The 19,025-nt window shown below is 39.4% G+C and carries 29 protein-coding genes; 7 read left to right on the top strand and 22 right to left on the bottom strand.

The genetic code is table 11. The features are described from left to right. The 10 genes from ACI3E1_RS07545 to ACI3E1_RS07500 form a co-directional block, all read right to left on the bottom strand. Window positions 1-559: hypothetical protein (locus ACI3E1_RS07545; protein ID WP_405025046.1), on the bottom strand; the 559-nt coding region annotated here is incomplete at its 3' end. Then, window positions 549-1,043 (bottom strand): hypothetical protein, encoded by a 495-nt coding sequence (locus ACI3E1_RS07540; protein WP_405025045.1) that lies wholly within the window; start codon window positions 1,041-1,043, stop codon window positions 549-551. The genes ACI3E1_RS07540 and ACI3E1_RS07545, both read right to left, overlap by 11 nt. A gap of 539 nt (window positions 1,044-1,582) precedes the next feature. Beyond that, window positions 1,583-2,548, bottom strand: coding sequence for a HaeIII family restriction endonuclease (locus ACI3E1_RS07535; protein WP_405025044.1), 966 nt, complete (start codon window positions 2,546-2,548; stop codon window positions 1,583-1,585). A gap of 5 nt (window positions 2,549-2,553) precedes the next feature. After that, entirely contained in the window at window positions 2,554-3,504 is a 951-nt protein-coding gene (locus ACI3E1_RS07530) for a DNA cytosine methyltransferase (protein ID WP_405025043.1), read from the bottom strand. A gap of 237 nt (window positions 3,505-3,741) precedes the next feature. After that, window positions 3,742-4,170 carry an ArpU family phage packaging/lysis transcriptional regulator gene (locus ACI3E1_RS07525; RefSeq protein ID WP_405025042.1) on the bottom strand — a complete coding sequence of 143 codons (429 nt, stop codon included), beginning with the start codon at window positions 4,168-4,170 and terminating at the stop codon, window positions 3,742-3,744. Between the two features lie 488 nt (window positions 4,171-4,658). Beyond that, window positions 4,659-5,273 carry a hypothetical protein gene (locus tag ACI3E1_RS07520; RefSeq protein ID WP_405025041.1) on the bottom strand — a complete coding sequence of 205 codons (615 nt, stop codon included), beginning with the start codon at window positions 5,271-5,273 and terminating at the stop codon, window positions 4,659-4,661. Continuing rightward, window positions 5,260-5,514 carry a DUF3310 domain-containing protein gene (locus ACI3E1_RS07515; protein ID WP_405025040.1) on the bottom strand — a complete coding sequence of 85 codons (255 nt, stop codon included), beginning with the start codon at window positions 5,512-5,514 and terminating at the stop codon, window positions 5,260-5,262. Before ACI3E1_RS07515 ends, ACI3E1_RS07520 begins: the two co-directional genes overlap by 14 nt. After that, a complete protein-coding gene (locus tag ACI3E1_RS07510; protein WP_405025039.1) occupies window positions 5,511-5,795 on the bottom strand; it encodes a hypothetical protein in 285 nt (94 codons plus the stop codon). The genes ACI3E1_RS07515 and ACI3E1_RS07510 overlap by 4 nt, the downstream gene beginning before the upstream one ends. Next, on the bottom strand, window positions 5,773-6,120 hold the full coding sequence (locus ACI3E1_RS07505) for a VRR-NUC domain-containing protein (protein WP_405025038.1): 348 nt from the start codon (window positions 6,118-6,120) through the stop codon (window positions 5,773-5,775). Before ACI3E1_RS07505 ends, ACI3E1_RS07510 begins: the two co-directional genes overlap by 23 nt. Continuing rightward, the gene (locus ACI3E1_RS07500; RefSeq protein WP_405025037.1) at window positions 6,117-6,314 is read right to left on the bottom strand and encodes a helix-turn-helix domain-containing protein; all 198 of its coding nucleotides are present in this window, start codon (window positions 6,312-6,314) and stop codon (window positions 6,117-6,119) included. The genes ACI3E1_RS07505 and ACI3E1_RS07500 overlap by 4 nt, the downstream gene beginning before the upstream one ends. A gap of 102 nt (window positions 6,315-6,416) precedes the next feature. On the opposite strand from ACI3E1_RS07500, the gene ACI3E1_RS07495 reads away from it, so the two are divergent. Beyond that, a complete protein-coding gene (locus ACI3E1_RS07495; protein ID WP_405025036.1) occupies window positions 6,417-6,908 on the top strand; it encodes a hypothetical protein in 492 nt (163 codons plus the stop codon). Here ACI3E1_RS07495 and ACI3E1_RS07490 read toward each other — a convergent pair. From ACI3E1_RS07490 to ACI3E1_RS07445, 10 genes are all read right to left on the bottom strand, one after another. Beyond that, window positions 6,886-7,092, bottom strand: coding sequence for a hypothetical protein (locus ACI3E1_RS07490; RefSeq protein WP_405025035.1), 207 nt, complete (start codon window positions 7,090-7,092; stop codon window positions 6,886-6,888). The two genes, ACI3E1_RS07495 and ACI3E1_RS07490, sit on opposite strands and share 23 nt — an antisense overlap. A gap of 14 nt (window positions 7,093-7,106) precedes the next feature. Then, window positions 7,107-7,289, bottom strand: a complete 183-nt coding sequence (locus ACI3E1_RS07485) for a hypothetical protein (RefSeq protein WP_405025034.1) — start codon at window positions 7,287-7,289, stop codon at window positions 7,107-7,109. 264 nt (window positions 7,290-7,553) lie between these two features. Then, window positions 7,554-8,852: a VapE domain-containing protein gene (locus ACI3E1_RS07480; protein ID WP_405025033.1), complete on the bottom strand. Its 1,299-nt coding sequence runs from the start codon at window positions 8,850-8,852 to the stop codon at window positions 7,554-7,556. After that, the gene (locus ACI3E1_RS07475; RefSeq protein ID WP_405025032.1) at window positions 8,830-9,639 is read right to left on the bottom strand and encodes a bifunctional DNA primase/polymerase; all 810 of its coding nucleotides are present in this window, start codon (window positions 9,637-9,639) and stop codon (window positions 8,830-8,832) included. The genes ACI3E1_RS07480 and ACI3E1_RS07475 overlap by 23 nt, the downstream gene beginning before the upstream one ends. Before the next feature lie 65 nt (window positions 9,640-9,704). Beyond that, window positions 9,705-10,253: a DUF669 domain-containing protein gene (locus ACI3E1_RS07470; protein ID WP_405025031.1), complete on the bottom strand. Its 549-nt coding sequence runs from the start codon at window positions 10,251-10,253 to the stop codon at window positions 9,705-9,707. 15 nt (window positions 10,254-10,268) lie between these two features. Then, window positions 10,269-10,979 carry an ATP-binding protein gene (locus tag ACI3E1_RS07465; protein WP_405025030.1) on the bottom strand — a complete coding sequence of 237 codons (711 nt, stop codon included), beginning with the start codon at window positions 10,977-10,979 and terminating at the stop codon, window positions 10,269-10,271. Beyond that, window positions 10,976-12,370, bottom strand: a complete 1,395-nt coding sequence (locus ACI3E1_RS07460) for a DEAD/DEAH box helicase (protein ID WP_405025029.1) — start codon at window positions 12,368-12,370, stop codon at window positions 10,976-10,978. Before ACI3E1_RS07460 ends, ACI3E1_RS07465 begins: the two co-directional genes overlap by 4 nt. Beyond that, on the bottom strand, window positions 12,370-12,849 hold the full coding sequence (locus ACI3E1_RS07455; protein ID WP_405025028.1) for a siphovirus Gp157 family protein: 480 nt from the start codon (window positions 12,847-12,849) through the stop codon (window positions 12,370-12,372). The genes ACI3E1_RS07460 and ACI3E1_RS07455 overlap by 1 nt, the downstream gene beginning before the upstream one ends. After that, a complete protein-coding gene (locus tag ACI3E1_RS07450; protein WP_405025027.1) occupies window positions 12,849-13,091 on the bottom strand; it encodes a hypothetical protein in 243 nt (80 codons plus the stop codon). Before ACI3E1_RS07450 ends, ACI3E1_RS07455 begins: the two co-directional genes overlap by 1 nt. Before the next feature lie 14 nt (window positions 13,092-13,105). Then, complete coding sequence (locus ACI3E1_RS07445) at window positions 13,106-13,276, bottom strand: hypothetical protein (RefSeq protein ID WP_405025026.1); 171 nt, start codon at window positions 13,274-13,276, stop codon at window positions 13,106-13,108. 55 nt (window positions 13,277-13,331) lie between these two features. Between ACI3E1_RS07445 and ACI3E1_RS07440 the strand changes: the two genes are divergently transcribed. Next, window positions 13,332-13,673 carry a hypothetical protein gene (locus ACI3E1_RS07440; RefSeq protein ID WP_405025025.1) on the top strand — a complete coding sequence of 114 codons (342 nt, stop codon included), beginning with the start codon at window positions 13,332-13,334 and terminating at the stop codon, window positions 13,671-13,673. A gap of 164 nt (window positions 13,674-13,837) precedes the next feature. On the opposite strand, the gene ACI3E1_RS07435 is transcribed toward ACI3E1_RS07440, so the two are convergent. Then, complete coding sequence (locus ACI3E1_RS07435; protein WP_405025024.1) at window positions 13,838-14,176, bottom strand: DUF771 domain-containing protein; 339 nt, start codon at window positions 14,174-14,176, stop codon at window positions 13,838-13,840. Window positions 14,177-14,178: 2 nt separating this feature from the next. After that, window positions 14,179-14,373, bottom strand: a complete 195-nt coding sequence (locus tag ACI3E1_RS07430; protein WP_405025023.1) for an XRE family transcriptional regulator — start codon at window positions 14,371-14,373, stop codon at window positions 14,179-14,181. A 58-nt stretch (window positions 14,374-14,431) separates the two neighbouring features. Here ACI3E1_RS07430 and ACI3E1_RS07425 point away from each other — a divergent pair, with 58 nt between their 5' ends. From ACI3E1_RS07425 to ACI3E1_RS07405, 5 genes are all read left to right on the top strand, one after another. Further along, entirely contained in the window at window positions 14,432-14,938 is a 507-nt protein-coding gene (locus tag ACI3E1_RS07425) for a hypothetical protein (protein ID WP_405025022.1), read from the top strand. Between the two features lie 451 nt (window positions 14,939-15,389). Further along, window positions 15,390-15,731, top strand: coding sequence for a helix-turn-helix domain-containing protein (locus ACI3E1_RS07420; RefSeq protein ID WP_405025021.1), 342 nt, complete (start codon window positions 15,390-15,392; stop codon window positions 15,729-15,731). A gap of 12 nt (window positions 15,732-15,743) precedes the next feature. Continuing rightward, a complete protein-coding gene (locus tag ACI3E1_RS07415; RefSeq protein WP_405025020.1) occupies window positions 15,744-16,160 on the top strand; it encodes an ImmA/IrrE family metallo-endopeptidase in 417 nt (138 codons plus the stop codon). Between the two features lie 562 nt (window positions 16,161-16,722). Continuing rightward, window positions 16,723-17,571: a type II toxin-antitoxin system PemK/MazF family toxin gene (locus ACI3E1_RS07410; protein ID WP_405025019.1), complete on the top strand. Its 849-nt coding sequence runs from the start codon at window positions 16,723-16,725 to the stop codon at window positions 17,569-17,571. A gap of 157 nt (window positions 17,572-17,728) precedes the next feature. Continuing rightward, the gene (locus ACI3E1_RS07405) at window positions 17,729-18,850 is read left to right on the top strand and encodes a tyrosine-type recombinase/integrase (protein ID WP_405025018.1); all 1,122 of its coding nucleotides are present in this window, start codon (window positions 17,729-17,731) and stop codon (window positions 18,848-18,850) included. The last annotated feature ends 175 nt before the right edge of the window (window positions 18,851-19,025 follow it).

Here is a 19,025-nt window from a genome sequence, read left to right as displayed (position 1 = left end):
GCTGTATTAATAGTTTTATTACATACTTACTATTATTACACCCATCGTTACCAAAAAGCTTATTCGGGTATATTTTTAGTTTTTTATTTTCACTGTCAATTTCATAAAATAAATTACCCTTCTCCTTAGTAATCCTTTCATCATAAAAAAGATCAACACTTATAGGACTAAAAGAAATCACAATAGGCTTACTTTCAGACGTTTGCTTTCTATATCCATCAGCAAAAACTTGTACAAACAGTCTTTTAACATCTTCTTTATCTTTTAATTTGATTTTAAGGGAATTGGAAATATCGAAATTATCAGACGTATCTGAAAATATCACTGATATCTTAATACAATGTTCCTTCAATTTATTCCATAAAAACGATGTAAACCATTGAACAACTACCACAACTATAATTAGCATTATAAAATTAATAACGGAACACCATAATTGCTTACCAAACAAACGTTGTGTAACATATTTAATTATAAACCATAGAAATGAAACAGAAAAAGAAGGAATAATAGCATTATCAACAATACAATCAATACAATTATATACACTATTCCCCATGTCTAATCCCCGTTATCATTTTACCTAACCGAATTAATTCCACCTTGTTTTTCGGACCATCATACTCAACATAACCTGTATTATGTAAAGTGACATACGTATCCTCCTCTTTTTCTTCAAAAGAATACGTAACATATTCAATTTCTACTGATTCATTACTAGTAATATCTTTTAAAAGAAGAATAACTTCAAGGAGGCTAGCGACACTATGACTACAAGGATTGACATTCATAATCCTATCATTAATTTCTTGCTGCGCTCCATCAGCATTATCCCCTAAGTGAACATCATTAATACAAAAACTTCTGTCGCTATATTTACGAATCTTCTTTTCTAATATTTCTAAAAAAATATATGCTGTAATAGCAATTTGAGAAAAATCTTCTTTTCTATATTTTTTCAATGATTCATAATAATCGTCGCCAAATTCTTTAAAAGAGACTTTATTATTCTTTATTAAAAATTTTCCTTCGCATTTTCCCATTTCTACACCCTCGTATTTCCATACGAAATTTAATTATATGTACGTATAAATAAACAACACTATCATTAATTTCATCATTGACTAGTTTATTCGTACATTGGCTCCTCTTATGATTTATAATCAACACTTAATTAGAAAGCTAAAATACACTGTATTTACAGCTCATTCGCACCTCGACACTATAATAACAAAACCACATACACATAACTACTAAAATGTTAACAAAATTATTAACAGGAAATATGTACAAAAAACAGTCTCTCTGGGAAGAGAAGCTATTTAATCTTAGTACCTAACTATCCTAAACGTTCCGCTTTTTAAGAAGCATTGATCCGCCACATAAATAACTTAGTTATACGAAAATCATAAAAAACATCTTCAAATACCGAAGAACCAATAGGCAGCGATTTTTGCACCATTCGCTGCTTTAACCGGGTTTGAGGAAAAAATTCAGGAAGTGATCAAGGGGCATTCAAAGAAACAGAAAAAAGACGATAGCCGAAAAGCTACCGTTCTTTAATTTGGCAAACAAATGAAAACTACCATAATTGAGTATTAGTAAATACTCCTGTCGGACTGCCTTCCAATTTAACATCCCATGCTAACGATGTTACTTTCATTTCATTTTGTTTATTATGAATTCTCATAGATATGCTCCAACCATTATCGAAATCCAATATTAGGGTGGTTTTGCGTTTAAGTTGTATCTCAAGTAACTTGCTTGGCAATTTCGTTTTACCAACTTTAAATCTAGGTCGAATATTACCATAATTCTTTCCAAGAGTCCCATGCACATTAAACCCTTGTATATCTGTTGAATGGGACTTTTCATCCATGATAATTTTGTAGAAGTCATAAGACCCAAAAAAATATGAAATCAATTTCTGCGGCACATTCTGATTTGTATTTGTACACAGTTTTTCAATTTCATCTTTAAAACACACACATACCTTTGAATATATGTCGTACTTCACGTTAGTATTTAATTTTTTCCAAATCATACCCTGAGATTCATAATTTTTTATTGTATTAATAACGGGCTTTAAATTATTAAAAAAACTACTGGAACATGGGACACCTATCCAATCCGTTCCAAAATCTAAATTTTTGGTAATCCTTGGATGACGCAGTGCTTCATGATTGTGTTTACACGAGATGCCAACTTCCCATTTATTATTTTTCCCATTTCTCACGGCAATAACATCACGAACATCACCTTTTTGACCTTTAGCTTTACTATCCGGAGATATCGATAAATTCAATGGCACCTTACTGTTTACAAGGTTAGGCTCCAGCGATAGCAATAATTTTATGCCTGCCGCTGCGCCTAGGTTGTAGTTTTTCCGTTGTTCATCAATAAGACTTAAAAACTTTGACTTCGCCGTATTAAAAGGCTTATCTTGCGTTACAGTGACACTTTTCCCCATGTGCTCTAACGCTCTCTTCAGTTCGCTCAAGCAAGCATATTCAAATGCTTTACCGTTTTTCATGTTACTTGCCGACATAAGTTTTATAATCTCCTAATCTCATCAAATTTTTTAATTAGCTGTGATCCAACAACTTTAGCCAGTTGACAAGGGACCGCATTCCCAATCTGTTTGTACTTACTCGTCAAACTACCTTCAAATTTCATACCCTTAGGAAAAGTCTGAATTGCCGCCGCTTCTTGATAGGACAACCGTCTTGTTTCACCCAAACCAAACTTCCATAAATCTTTATCAACCTTAGACATGTTTGGTGATCCTGGCCACAACGTAACTTGTTTAGCCATAGCTGGAATTGTATACGAAACATCATCCCAACCACGTTTACGATTCCGAGACATATATCTACTAGAGTAAGGTGCATCACATACGTCTTCCGGTCTAGGATGCGGAAAATTCCCGATTGCATCGCGCAAAGTTACCCTTTTCTTAAAAGGTTTAGGCATCTTAAACTCTATACCCTTAGAATATAGGTCATTACGAATTCCCACAATGATTACTCGACGTCTATCTTGTGGAACCCCGTAGTCAGCTGCATTAACCAAATTCAAAGTAACATGGTATCCTTTACTGCGAAAATCATTAAGAATCGCTTCTTTTATTTCCCCTTTTCCGAGAGTTAGTAAACCCTTTACATTTTCCGCCAAAAAAATAGCCGGTTGTTTTAACTCAACAACTTTAACAAAATAACGGTACAAAATATTTCGACTATCATCTAATTTTCTTGGACCCGCAAGCGAAAAGCCTTGACACGGAAACCCGCCAGATATTATATCTGCATCCGGAATCGATTTAAAATCAACTTTTCCAATATCTCCTTCAACTACTTCAGCGTCAGACCATAAACGATGCGTCTCACACGCATCGTGTGCAAAATCATTTGCCCAAATCGTTTTAAAACCCGCTTGTTCCAGCCCAATATCCAGACCGCCAGCACCACAAAATAAAGAAACATGTGTGTATCTGTTATTGCCCATACAAGTACCTCCATTCGAATACAAACACGACAATAAGATTTATAACAACTAGCACCATTCTATCATGACTTTAAATCAAAAAAAACACAGAAAAGCACCGACACAAAGTCGATGCTCTCCTAGTCTCATTTACTGAGCTGAAAGTTCCCTTTCAGCAAAAATAATAATAACTGATCGTCGGTGATTATAGATGTCAAAATTATACAAAAATTGTGAAAAATTATTAAAGTTCTATTCTTATCGAAATACATGCAAATCTCGCCCACCCTTAACGCATTCAAAACGGTCAGCAAACTCATTTAATGCTTCTTTTTTCAGGTGCGCAAACTGCGACCGGGAATAGCCAATACTTTCGTAGACAATTACATTCGGCAAATGGTTAATGTACAGCTTCGTCAAAATCGTTTGTGCCATGCTCGAGCACCGCATGATTACCATTCCCACCGCATTAATCTCCGTCTTGGCATCAATGTATTTCTGCATTTTTGTTTCGTTTACGTTTTCGTAATGCGGGTTTTTCGGCATCCCATCCATGCTTGGTGACTTCAACGCTGCTGGGCTTTCGTTGGCGATCCGCAACAATCTTGCCACGACCACGGACAGGTAATAATCAACTCGCTTGGCGGTTGCGTCATAATCCAAAACATCATCAAACAGATCGAGCATGTTGTCACCCCTTTTAATCAAACAAAGCCCGGCGAACCGGGCTCTACTAAAGTTGTTTTAATGTCACCGGCATCCCCCGGTAAATACCGCTAGCGGAATCGCACCACTACCGATAGCACAAATCACGTTTGTTTATTTTTACCGGGTCACCCCGATAAACTGCCGCTGGTGGAGTTGAACCATCACAATACCGGTACGGCAACTGAAACAGTGGAAATTGTAATTGCTTTTCGGCACAGGCCTTCCAAACCTTTTTTATGTGCCGAATTTACGCTCCGGGAGTTGAACCCGGACAAGCTAACCGTAGCCGTAAACCAGATAACTAATTACGCCACCCTTCTTCGGGTGAATCACTGACAACGGTCACGAACCGTTTGGCAGGCACGGCGTAAGTAAAGAAACATGTATTTTTGAACGTCCTGCGTCAGTGACACAAAGTGAACTGCTTACATACTATATTTTACCTGCTAAGATAACGCTGACGTGCGCTAGAATCGGGTGTTTTCCGGGATATTATCGTGATTCATCCGAATTAACTTCCACCGTCCAACTTGAACACCCTCGTTAATTGCCTTTTTGGCGCCCACATAACTTAGTCCCGTTGCCATACGAATCGCCGCTAAATTAGACCTATAGATCACTTTACCAGCAGACGATTTTGCCATATAACGGTGTGCCATTAACCACCGCCATTCGGCTACATCCTGCATCGCAAACGTTCCGGTAACCAGTAGCCGTAACACTCCATCATGGTTTCGATGAATTGCCTTGCTTAAATCACTGACTGATCCGCCCCGGTGCATGACTTCGACTGCTGCTTGCCGCTCATCATTCGTCAATGGCTTTGTATGAGATAAACTTACCCAATCAAGCGTCAAGAACTTACCAAGTTTGATACATTCATCCAGCTGTTGCAACGACTGCCGCCCCTGAATCACCGGGGATTTCTTGGTAACTTTACATTGCGCCAATGCGTAACGCCACTGTTCCATCAACGCTTGGAGTTTAATAATCCGGGGATCATCGTCAGGGAGTTTCGCGTAGTTATCCAGCGTCTGTTCGTAGTCATAAAACGCCCACTTAGCTTGCTCAACCGCATCCATGTTCAAACTCCTTTTTCTTAGCATTGTAGCTCTCAAACGAAATCAACTGCGTTAAATACATCAACGCCTTTTGTAAATCCTCCACCCCGTTCTTATCCTGATACCGGGTTAAATATTTAATGACATTCCCCTTGTAGAACCCCACCACTTCCTTGGTTGGGAGCATTCCATTTTCAAACCTAGAAAATAAATCCAAACCATCTGCCCCTTGATAATATTTTGGCTGTAACTTATCCATCATTGTCCCCCTAACTCCTTTGATACATCCTGTACTAGCTCAAACGCTGTTACATAATCATCCGGCACCATGCCGGTACTACAAATCCGTACACAATGTTTATCAATGTAATACATTGCAAACATAATCCGGTTATGCCAAATCACTTCAATTCCGTTGTACGTGGCTTCGGCCAACCAATGATTACATTCGTTATCATGAAGTTCATCGTTTAACTGATTGACATATTTTTCATAATCCGGTCGCTTCTCACTAAAATATTCAGCCACAATCTTGCCATCCATAACCGATTAACCCTCCCTTCACAACTCGGATTGCATCATCCGCATTCCGACACAATCCGTGAATTACTTTGTGCGCCATTAAAAACTCATGAAATCGGACCTGTTCCGGCCGCGGTTTCCCCGTTTCATTCTTCACTTCAATAAAGAAAATCTGTTTGTCACTTAACCGAAATCCCATTAAGTCTGGGAACCCCTTTGGTAGCCCCGTATCAAACCACCGACCATCTGGCATCCGTACCTTGCCTACATTTGTTCGGAATACCCGGCAGTTTTGTTGAGACACTGCCACCCGAATTTGGTTTTGAATAATGTGTTCAGCGGTCACGGGCGGTCATCCCTTAATTCATCTAAACTTACATCCAACGCGTCTGCTATTTTACACATGCTTTTAAATGTCGGATTAAACTTATCAGCGTTCTTCCAACGATACAGCGTAGTTAAACTGATTCCCGTCACTTTTGATAAGCGATAGAATGTGATTCCCCGTTTATCCATCAAATCGGTTAATTTATGGTACATATTATTCCCCCCTTATATACCACATATTGTGTTTTACCTTAGTGCAATATATAACATGTTGTGTTATGCTTTAACAAACTATTACAAAGGATGTGATATTTTATGAACGATAAAATTCAATTATTCGATTACGTTGCAACGCAATATCAACAACTATGCAATAAATGTGACGAACCTGTTAAGTTGAATGTTATCTGGCAACTTAATGGCTCTTTGGTTACTTGTGACACGTATAAAAAAGATGATTATGGTGAACCTTTAAAGATAAGCAAACGTCACAAAAACGTTCCCCGTTTATGGCAATGTAACGAAAGTGATATTCATCCCAAGCAACTTGAAGAAATTAGATCAGAAATCATCGGTACTTTCATAAAAAGTCGATTTTCACAACATCCACGCGACTATACTTATAACTTAGATTGCCTATTTATTACATTTGGCGATATCGTTAAAGTGGCTTCGTGTACATTAGAGTCAACATCCAACGTACTCTATAATCTCAAATTCATTAACGAACCTAAAAAATCGTTATCCTTTTACCATTTAACTGATACCGATACCATTCAGCCAGTTAGCTTAGCCTTAAAAAATTAGATTCAAACTTGAGCTTGTTATAAGCGAATTGAAGAGCTGCGTATGCTTGTTCATACGTTAGATCTTCTTTTTTTAACACCTCCACTACTTTGTTACCAGCCTCTACCGGCTGAACTCCGAATACATCACGAACTTCTTTCTCACGAACAAACTTCTGTAAATATTCATCTTTAGTCATTGCCATAGTTACGCCTCCCGTTAATCCTTTATTAACTCCGTTTGATTACTCTCAATCACAACTCGCACCGTGGCTGTCTGTTTCATTTCCCGCAGCTGGCTTAAATTAACATCCTTACCATTGACCTTTAACGTGATGGTCGTCATATCATTCCGGTCATTCTTAAAACTATCAACATCTGCATTGAATTGTAATTTTTTCATTGTTAAAACCTCCGTTTTTATGTTTGGCGGTCACACTACGGTCACGCATGTGTGACCCACCTCATCCTTACTCTCCCAAGCGATTTAGTGTCGGTCACACGGTCACACTAGATTTCAAACTTTTCTCTGTACTATATATATCTACTAATTATTATTTTTATTAGAAAAATAGTGTAGTAGTGTGACCCAACGTGTAACCAGTGCCGGTATATCAACGTTTATAAAGGTCACACTAAGGGTGTTTATAGCGTGTCTAAGCGTGTCTTAGTGTGACCTTACATACCCGCGTTTAGACTTGCCGCCAACCTTTTTAAAACCCTTCCTAAAATGAAACCGATTAATCATAATATCCGCCACTTTAGCGGCCGTCTTACGATCCTTCGCCATATCAATGTTTTCTCCCAACCGCACTGCAATATCTCGGGACGTAATAAAGTCAACATCCTTTAAATCATTCGATAGCATCTCATCAATCCGATCTTCAATTTCATCCGTGTACATAAAGCTGTACCGTTGTTCTTCCAACGCCTGCTCCTGCTGCTTCGTGAGTTTGAAATTAAAATGCTCATCCTGGTAGAGATGCACCGCTTCACCCCACAACTGCTGTATATATTCTGGTGTTAAATCTTCAATCGGATTTTTCAGTTGCCGGGTTTTACTAACTAACACTGGCAGGAACCGCCGTTCACCTGTTTTATCCTTGAGGTAATACAGCTCATTAGTTGTCCGGGCCATAACGAAGTTCTTAGCAAACCGTTCGGCTTCGTGTCCGTATGGTTTCCGGTACTCGAATTCTTGCAACGTAATGAATTTTTTCAGTACCTCAAAACTCGCTTTGTTCGTTGCTGTTAACTCATCATCATTGATAATTAACGCCCGCCGCATCACTGCAAAGTCGTCCTTGTTATCAAAGGCCGTGAACTGATCCGTGTAATATCCCAACGGCGCAATCTTCTGTAAGAACGTGGTTTTCCCGGCACCTTGGCCACCAACTAAATCTAGGACAAAATCAAACTTTGTTTGCGGATAAAACGCCTTGGCAACCGCACCGCAGAAAAATAGCTTCGTAATCAACTCCACCACTGGCGTATGGTCTACCCCCAAATATTCTGGTAGCAGTGTTGCTAACCGCTCCTGCTCGTCCCACTGTTTACGGGCAGCATTCATATAATCAACAATCGGGTTATACGCATGGTGGCGTGATACCACGGTGATTGCGCTCCGCACTCGCCGTTCATCAAACAGTACGTGGTTATAATGCGGGCTGCTTTCGATGTACGAAGCAATCTCGGAATAATACGCATCCACTAACCGACCAGGCTGAATGTTTAATTCCGTTGACCCCTTAACTACGTCGACCTCGGAGGTAAAAAGGTTATACCGAAACCGGCCTTTTAATTGCTCATCATGCTCCAGAATCAGTTCGATATTACGCAAACTGTTCACCCGGATTTTGCCTTTATCAGTCAGAATGAACGGAATCACTGGTTGTTTCCGTATGTGGTTACGTTGCATCAAGCGGAGTTTGTTGGCCGATTTTTCATCCAGTTTGATGGTTTTCAACTGCTGCTCGCCTCCTTACTTCTTTTTTAATCATGCTATTAACAGTGGCCGTTACCTCTTGCGCTGGTAAGGGTGTCGGCGTGTTATCATTCGCAATCTTGGCTAATTCATACGTAACTTTAGGATCTACACCCCGAAATAGCAGGCCGCCACAAAACTCCGCCAGCATGTTATTCCGTCCACCCGTCACGCCAAATCCGTGAATAATCTCCTCAAACAACTCCGCTGTTTTCGTCCGTTCCGTCACGGTGTAGTCATTGTTAATTGCACCGTGATAAACTGGGCGGGACTTTCTACGGATCAACTCCATTAATCCAGTGGGCGCCTGCTTAATTGGTTTCTGGTTTAACCAACGGTATCGTTTGCCATCCACAATACTCGGAGCGACCATCACGTAATTATTGTGATGAGCTTTCAGGTCAATCCCCGGTAATATCCCAATATGTTGCGTCATTGTCGTTCCTTCTGGTTTCAGGAAGAAGTACTGATAACCACCATGCGGGGTTTGTTGTACCAACGTACCCTTAAACCATTCCGGATGGTTTAAATCCTTAAACGACTGAATCCCGTTTGCTCCATCCTGGTGCACGTCAACGTCAAACACGAAAAACTGATCCGTCCGGAGAGCGATGTTTGCATAAGGATGAGTTCGCCAGAATTCTTGAATCTCATCCACAGTTAGTGGTGATTGGTCGGCAAAGGTAATCATCGGTTTCTTCCGAATCATCGGAATCACAGACAACCCTTTCTGGGCGTATCGCACTGCATACTGTACTAAATTCTGCATTACACCCTCCTTTACTAACGGGCTTTTCACCCGTTCGGTGGATTACGGTCACTGCCGGAAACAATCTAGAATGGCATCCCGTTATCCGGTGTGTTTGAATTAGCGTTATCAGCAAACGGGTCATCCTGGTATTCCTGAAATTCGTAATTTCGGTAAGGGTTGTCTGGATCTTTCTTGTTCGCCTGCTCTTTGATTGTCATTACCAGCATCTTGCCCTTGTATGGCTCAAAAGCATCAACGAGCTTTTCATAAATATCCGTAACCGTTTCTCCCGTAATCATTTCATCAGTAATCGTTAGGCCGACTAATGCGCCAATGGTTGTGAGAGTTTTGATATTCTTCATCACTACAAAATCTGGCATCGGTGAACCGTCTTTCTTCTTTTCATCCAGGTTTACCCCAACAAATTCTGCTTGCCCGGCGTGCTCACCATCAATCACCAACATCTTAAAACTCAACTGTTCCCAACCACTCTTCTGTGAAACAAAGTGAGAGGTTGAATCCAAGGAAACGGTATACTCACCTTCAGGCAACTTATCAAAATTACTGTTAATACTGTCCTTTTTCGGGTCAAAATTTTTCTGCGTGGTGTGGAATGCGTCTAATAAACTCATAATTAATCTTCTCCTTTACTTGTTACTCTTTTTTGTTGGAAACATATTCTTAACCGATTGCAACAATCGTAAAATCTTGGGATCACTAATGTTCTCTGGTTGGTATTCTGTTCGCCGATCCGTTACGCTGCGGTAGTACGTATCGTTACCAAACTTTTGCGTGTGAATCACCAAGTCGCAGTTCCCGTTTACGATGTTGTAGTACTTTGTTTTTAATGACGGCCGAGTTTCAGTACGGCCAGTTTGCTCATCCGTGTTCTCAATTTCGCGACTAATAAAAATCACATTCATCGGCAAGGCTTTGAGATCCATGACAAACTGCTGCAATACCGTGTTAAATAAGGCGTAACCCTTGCCGTACGGAATATCGCTTAATGCAGACACTCCGTTGCTAATACAAATCGCCTGCTCAATCATCACGCAAATATCATCAATCACATCGACAATCACGGTTTGAAACGTGACCCTTGGCTGCTGAAGTTCCGTTACAACCTTGTCCAACTGTTCGATTGCTGACTGCTTTAGTTTCCCGTTTGTGTCCCGGATATTCCGAATCTGAATACTTGGTGCAGTTCCCATCGCGCTGTTGCCGTCAGTGTTTAGTACTAACGGGTGCGGGAAGAAACTTGCGAAATAACTCTTGCCCGACATCGTGGCCCCGTAGATGAAGAAGTTGTGTGGCTCACTCTTGGGCGTTAATGGTTTATCTGCTGGTAAAATACTCACCGCTTACCCCTCCTTAATTTGTTAAACATCACATATGCCCATCCGGACTTATATCCGTGTAGTTTGGCGTATGCTTGAAATTCCTGTAACGTCTTTAATTCGCCGACCCGCTTATCAGCAACCTGCTTCATGGTGTTATCCCGGACCATCTGCTTAATTAACTCCTGCCGGTGGTTAGCAGCGGTAATCTTTTGCAACCGGTCATTTGTTTCATCATAGTGGATGACTTTTGGCGTAATATCCGCACCGCATAACGGACAGCGGTTATTCTGAACATCCTTGCGATAGAACACCCCGTAGCAGTAGTCGCATTGCAAAGGTGTTGGTACATCGCTGCCATTCTGCTTACGCTTACATTTCTCGTGCGTTACCATCGTCTGCTCCCAGTTACGCTCCTCATTCGGCAACCCGAATTCTTTCCAATTAGCAACGTGGTCGATAATGACCGCTCGCTTGCCTTCTCGGGGATTTAAACATCGCATGGAAAACTGGAGATACAAGGCTAATGATGCTGTTGGTCGGACCATAATCACGCAGTCAACGTTAGGTAAATCCAACCCTTCCGTAAACAGATTGACGTTGGTTAGGATCTTAACCTTTCCTTCCCGAAAATTTTGAATAATGAGATCCCGCTTGGTTTTATCAGTGCTACCATCCACCTCAACCGCTGATATTCCAGCTTGATTAAAACGGTCTGCAATCGCTTGGGCATTCTCAATCGAATAGCAATACACAACCGCTTGCTTCCCGTTCGCAATTTTCTGGTAGTGCTGAACGACATTGCCATAAATCTTATGGTCTAATGCTTCATCCATGCTTTGCGTGGTGTAGTCGCCGGTACTGTTCCGCTTCAACTTCTGCCGGTCAATATAATCAACGGAATAATAGTCGAATGGTGCCAGGTTCCCGTGTTGAGTTAGCCATTTAATTGATTTACCTAGCACAATATCATCGGCAATCTTATCCAGTTGTTGATGACCCGTTCGTTGTGGCGTTGCCGTAAACAGTAACTTAATTGCTTGCGGGAAAGCATTCAGGATCCGCTGGTAGGTCTTGGCAAGTGCGTGGTGACCTTCATCCACAAAAACTACTTGCGGTTCAGAAATATCATCCACGTGTCGGGTAATAGTTTGCACCATCCCCAACTGCGTCAACCTCATATCCACGCCCTGCTCCTCAAAAGTTTGCCGGGCTTGATCGATAATTTCCTTCCGGTGCACCACAAACAGTACTCGGTTACCTTTCGCAGTTGCTCGCCGTGCAATCTCGGCCATCAATACCGTTTTCCCCGTTCTCGGCGGAGATTGCACAACGATTGTCTTATTACCTTTTTTTGCTGATTCATTGATTTCATTCAGCAATTCCTGCTGATAATCTCGTAACGTATACATTACTTAATCGTCGTTTTCCGATTTGGCTTTAATTCCATTCCTGGGATCATTTCACCGGCTTTAAGTTCCGCATAAGCAGCTTTCTTATCAACCGTGGTAACCACCCGGGTCGTCAGATAATCGTCTGGCACCTGATCCTCGTTTGTCACTACCACGCTGGCACGATAATTCCGGGGTTTCAGTAGATGATTTGTCGTCTGCATCTCCTTTAAGCCGGCATCATCAATCGCTGCTGTTAGGTAGTTCATCAGCGACCGGTTTTTGTTATCTAACCGCTTTTTGGTTTCGGTTAGTTCCTTAACTTTGTCTTTCAGCCAATTAATTTGCGAGTTGTTCTTTTCAATCCACGTGGCAATATTGTCTAACTTAACCTCCCGACTATCATTGATAGCGTCCAGAGTATCTTTAAGTACTTCTGGTTCTAAATCTTCCTGTTGTTCCAGCTCACGATATTTTTCATTGAGTTCAAATAGGTTCATTACAATCCCCTCCTAAGTCCGATTGCGACATCCCGCATAACTTCATCACTTTCTGCTACTGCTAAAAAATCTAATAACGTTGTCCGGTACTGCTTAGGCATTAACCACACGATTTTCGTCAAACCGCCGTGAAAGTATTGCCTTTGAAGCTCAATCGGCATAAACTCATTAATAGAGATTTTAGGGAGTTTAGCGATTGCGCTAAGCTCTTTTTTATTAGCAGCACCTTCGTTTCCTTTCATTCGCATCACCTCCTCTAATGTTCCCGGGATTCATCTGCCCGTCCTAAAAAGTAGCCAAACCATCCAGCAATTAAACCAATCATCATGCCCAGCCCGTAGAAGCACGTTACATAGCTAAACAACATGACGAACGAAGCGCCCAATGCGAATGCACTAACCATCAGTGCAATAAATTCCCAGTTCATTGTTCTCATCTCCTTTGCTATTTTGATAAACTGGTACTCATAAGGAGTGATACCAATGAGTGAACGTCTATCATTACGTGATAAATTACTAATTCATAAAGCATGTAGAGTAGCCGATGACATTATGTTTGTAAAAAAAGTTAGAGTTAAAGATATAATCGGTAGGCACGACTGGAAAAATAAAAAATACAATCGTCTAGCCCGGTTAATTCAGTTGAATTACTTTACTCCTACTCCAAACAATGACTCACCCGATGTAGAGTGCCTTTTAATTAACGACAATGCTCGTTATGAAAGCGAAGCACTTCTTGACTACATCCTCGAAAAATTTATATTCTCAATCGTCATCCCTATAATTGTTTCAATTATTACAGCGTGGCTCACAGTGAAGTTGTAACGTGACTTAATGCAAACCCAATACCGTTCCAATTAATGCGCCGATAATTGACGAAATAATCAGGCATAAAATATCCACTTTATCCATTCTTCACTCCTCCTACTTCTTCGGGATTAGTAACCCCAAAATCAAACCGATAATGATTTCAACAACATCAATTACTTTCATCGAATCAACCTCTCGTCCCATTTAATGCGCATGCGATTCTCGTTCATCCACTGACTAGCCGGATAAACAAAAATTAACTGTTTTCGTCCCCGGCCACCATGCGGATTAAGCAACCACCCGCCTTTAGCAAAATCAATCTCGTCCGCAAACGGAATGAAGATTGCTTGCCGTACCCATTCAGCCGAGCGTCCACCACAGAATTGAGTACGAAACTCATTCACGTCACATGTTCGGCCTTGTTGCGACCGTTCTTGCAGTTCTTGTAATTCTGTCTGCTTTACCAGCACGTATTCTTTAGGGACTTGGATCGAAACTCTGGCTTCAATCGTCTGCATGTTTACCCCCTAATTCCGTAGTCACGGATCAAAACCTGAACAAACTGCCGTGCTTTAGGCGTGTCCTTTGATCCGGTTAAGTAATCATGAACCGTCTGCTTGGGCATTTTGTACGCCGTACCAACATCGGCGTAACTTAAGCCGTTTGCTTTCAGATAATTCAGAACCACATCACGCTGAATTTTGAATTCTGCCATACCTTGCACCTCTTTCCTTTGATAAAATGCTGGTAGTAATAACGTGGAGGTTTTAACAATGACTGTTACTTTAATTTCACTAGCTGTTGCAATCGGATCTATCCTGGCACCAGTGTTCACTACGCTAATCAACAAGCATTATGAAGTAGTAATGCGAAAAATGAGTTTTGATTATCGGGTAGCTCGGAATGAGTTGAAACGCGTTCAAAAAGAATATGATGACCTTAAATCGGCTGCCGAAGATTTTGTGAATGCTGCCAACCATGCGATTGCACACGAACAAAATTTCACTGACAGCATTAAGCAAAATTCAGAGGGTAAACATAACTCTCCATACAATCCAGCTATCGAGGACTTTCTTCAAAGTACGCACCGTTTACGTTTATTGATTAGTGATTCTGAAATCCTTAAAAAGATTTCGGAGTTAACAATGTCAATTCGCACTATTTCTAATGCCGAAAAATTAAACGCCATTACTCAACCGATCAACAATCTTCTTAATCAAAAGGCCAATGAAATCAGTGAGTTAAACAAAAAATTATCCACGTTGCTAACACGGTCATAACCACGCTGCACCAAACGCCCATATACTGGACGTTTTTTTTAGGCCAAATTATTGGCCAAATAAAACTGGTGATGTAAATTACTGCCATCGTCCCCCACAAAACTAATGCGGCTGAACCGAATGAATAATAATGCGCCATTGCAAACCTCCTTTCACTTTGCCCACCGTCCCGCGCACCGTAAGAAAAAGCGTAATAAACATTTCGTATTATTGTGAAATAATCGTTGACAGTGTTCTACCAAACGGGTAATATAAGCGTATAAAAACAAGCCTTAATTCGATCATAAACATCCAAGAAACCGCCAAGTTCTGTGCTTATGATTCGCTTTAGGTTACGCTTTTTATTACGTTTTAACTTACGGCTATTATATTATCCCATTCGGGAGAACTTGTCAACATAATTCTCCTTATTGGTAGATAGTTAATTGCCTATTTTTTGGAGGCATCTATTATGAATGTGCTAGACCGCATAAAAAAGTTAGCAAAGAAACAAGGGAAATCACTAAATCAAGTTGCTAACGAACTTGGGCTTGGTAACAGCACTTTATATCGTTGGGACACTCAAATCCCAAACGGTGAATACTTATCGAAAGTTGCCGACTATTTCCACGTATCAACCGACTACCTACTCGGTCGTGAAGATAAATCGGCAACATCCGATCTTAAGCAATTCCTGGAAGAAAACTATGATTCGGGGATGACCTTTGAAGGACGACCACTAACAGATGATGAGCGGGAACGCCTAAAAATAGCACTAACCCAGGTATTTTGGAAATACCATAATAAACTTTAAGGACGGTGCTATATGGATTTAAAAAAAGGGATTTGGGGAATTAAAAGTCAATACGGCACATGTAATCCATTTGAAATTTGTCGCCAAGGAAATATTCCAATTGAATACGTTGATATTGTTTGTCCGTTGGCTGAAACAGTGTTTTTACACGGACATCCGATTATTTTGCTATCGGGGGAACTAGCAGAATCACCAGAACGCTACTTTGTCTGTGCACACGAATTAGCACACGTTGAACTACACAATGGTTTGCAGGGTTACTATGCGCAAAACAGCGTAAACCGTGCCAAAACGGAATGTGAAGCTAACAGGTTTGCAGCTGAATTGTGCAAACAACTTTACGAGGAAGAATATGGTGAATGCCCTGATTGTTTCAGTTGTCTACAACGCATGTATGGCGTTAATCAAGCTATGATGGATTATTTATAAAAAGTGAAAAAAAGGTGTGTTTATATACTATGACAAAGAATAGTCAAAGCAAAAGCTTCAAAATTAATTTAGTGTTACTACTTTTATCTTTTCTTTTCTTGATATTATTCGATAATTTAAATCTAGGACAATTTTTTGCAATTTTAAATACTATTTTGCTTGTTTTAAAATTTGTATTCTCAAAGTCTACGCTTAAACATTTTAATGTTCAGCTCACGGAAAAACAGTCAACGTCGATTGATAAATTTAATTATAAACTAGGGTTGACATATTTATCCTTTATTCTTATAAAATTAGCCTTCGAATTAAATTGGTTTAAAAATACGTTTTCTGCGATCGTTGCATTATTTTTATGTATAATAAATTTTATTTGCCATTTAGGGACCACCGGAACTCGAAATTGGGAGCTTGTTTTTATCTTTCTTCTTACCTCACTTTGTTACAGTATCCTAAATTCCCTATTTAAACGATTTTTAAAAAAACTATTTTAAATTTATAAGGAACAATTCGACGCTAATCAAATTCCCACTCTATTAAATCACGAAAAATAAGGAGTGATTCTATGAAAATGCAACTTAAATTTTTTTCTAGTAAAAACAGCAATTTCAACTCAAATGAGGAAAAATTAATCAAAAGATCTTCCCATCGCTTTTTAGAAATTTCAAAAAATGATGAATGGAAATCCGCTATATTGCCTAACTGGTTGGACAATGTATCTTATTGGCTGGATAAAGAAAATAAAAACGACCTGCCTAAAGGTTATTACTACTATGAACGTGGCACAATTATTCGCGTTGATTTTGGGGTTAATATGGGAAGCGAATTTTGTGGCTTGCACTTTGCGATTGTGTTAGACAAAAAAGATAACAATCAAAAAAAGACACTAACAGTAGTTCCACTAACCTCTAAAAATAAAGGTGGGAGGTTTTCACTCGGAAAAGAAATTTTTAATCAGACTACTCATATATTGAATCAGCGTACACGGGAATTACAGGAACAAACAAATATTCTTTTCGCAAAAACAAAAAAACTTTTTTTGAGTGGCGTTAATGATGTAAACAAGAAGAACGCCTTGAATATAGAACTTGATCATTGCTTTGATGAAGGCAAATATTTTAGAGATGATATTGAAAAATTAATTTATGACGGTAATTATGATACAAACAAAATTAAACAATTGTTTCAAGAAGCACTGACTAATAAAAAAGAAATAGAAAATCTCAATAAAGTCATCAATGTCTATTCAAGATATAACAAAAATACGTATGTGCGCTTATCTGATATAACTACTATCAGTAAACTTCGGATCCGCAAAATTAATAAGTATGATCCTTCCGGAAAAATTAAACTAACTACTCAACAAATGGCGGCAATCAGCGATAAGTTAATGAAGCTCTACATCAGTAAATAATGATTGACGTCTGAATAGACGTGTGTGATAATATAGTTACTGGGAGTTAAGCTCCACTTATTAAAGATATACGTAGACTTTAGGTCTATAGAACGCCATTGTAATATTCAATGGCGTTTTTTTATTAATTAAATCTCGTAAAAGGTGGTGTATTTAAATGGCAAGCATAACTAAACGTGGCAACAAATGGCAGGCGCGAGTATCGTATTATACTTCGGATCAGAAACGGCATTTTAAAAATAAATCTGGATTTGCTACTAAAAAAGAAGCAATGAAATGGGCGACTGAAAATGAATCAGCAATTAACAACGGTTATTCATTGATTAATGCTGATACTCCTTTTGATGAATACTTTTGGAACTGGTTTGAACAATTTAAAGAAAGCAACGTTAGCGAACGTACTAAAGCAACATATAAGCAGGCGTTTAATGCTCTTCATAAACACTTACGAATGCCGATTGGTAAAATTAATCGAAAGGTCTACCGGTATTTTCTTAGTACTTATGGGCGCAATCATGCTAAATCAACCGTTAGTAAATACAACTCACTGTATCACGCTTGCGTAAAAGAAGCGTTATATGACGGCGATATTAAACGGGATTTTATCGAAAACGTAGATCTTGTTTACGATAAGACCAAAAGTAGAAAAGTCGACTATTTAAGTGTCGCTGACATGAAAAAACTATATTCTTATATTAATCAAACTCGGGATCATCATTTTACAGCAAAATACATGATTTTAACCGCCCTACTAACGGGAGCTCGACTAGGCGAAATACAAGCCTTAACATGGGATGATATTAATTTTAACTTCAAAACAATAACGATTAACAAAGCCTGGTATGAACCAACAAAATCCTTTAAAGATACTAAAAACGAATCTAGCAATCGCATTATTCGGGTAAATAAAGGATTATTAGAGATTTTATCGGAACTTAAATCGAATCAACATGAGCAAGTTTTCATTAATCAGTATAAGACAGTCCCTACATCCGCTGCGGTAAATAAAACGTTACGTGAAAGCCTAGCTGCTTGCAACATTGACAAAAAGGGATTCCACTTCCACTCCCTACGTCATACACACGTTGCTTATTTACTATCAGAAAGCGTGGATATCTATGCGATCGCTAAACGCTTAGGACATTCAGACGTTACCACTACTACCCGGGTATATTCATATTTGATTGATGAATACAAAACAAGAACTGATAACCTTATCGAACAATCTTTAAATAGATTTAGTACTCAAAAAAGTCCTACGTACGAATTTAATTTATAAATACTCATTCTTTGTGTCACACCTATACCAATTTGGCAACTTTTGTTAATCATCAAATTTAACATACGCAAAATTCACGAATGTGTACACCGTGTGCACAATGTACCTCAAAGTACTGGTATTATAGGTTTTAAATATCCTGTACTCTCCTTTTTAATGAGTCATATGTTATCAC

It is taken from the genome of Ligilactobacillus sp. LYQ139 (assembly GCF_045033025.1).
GTDB lineage: Bacteria > Bacillota > Bacilli > Lactobacillales > Lactobacillaceae > Ligilactobacillus.
This window is presented reverse-complemented; position numbering and strand designations above follow the sequence as displayed.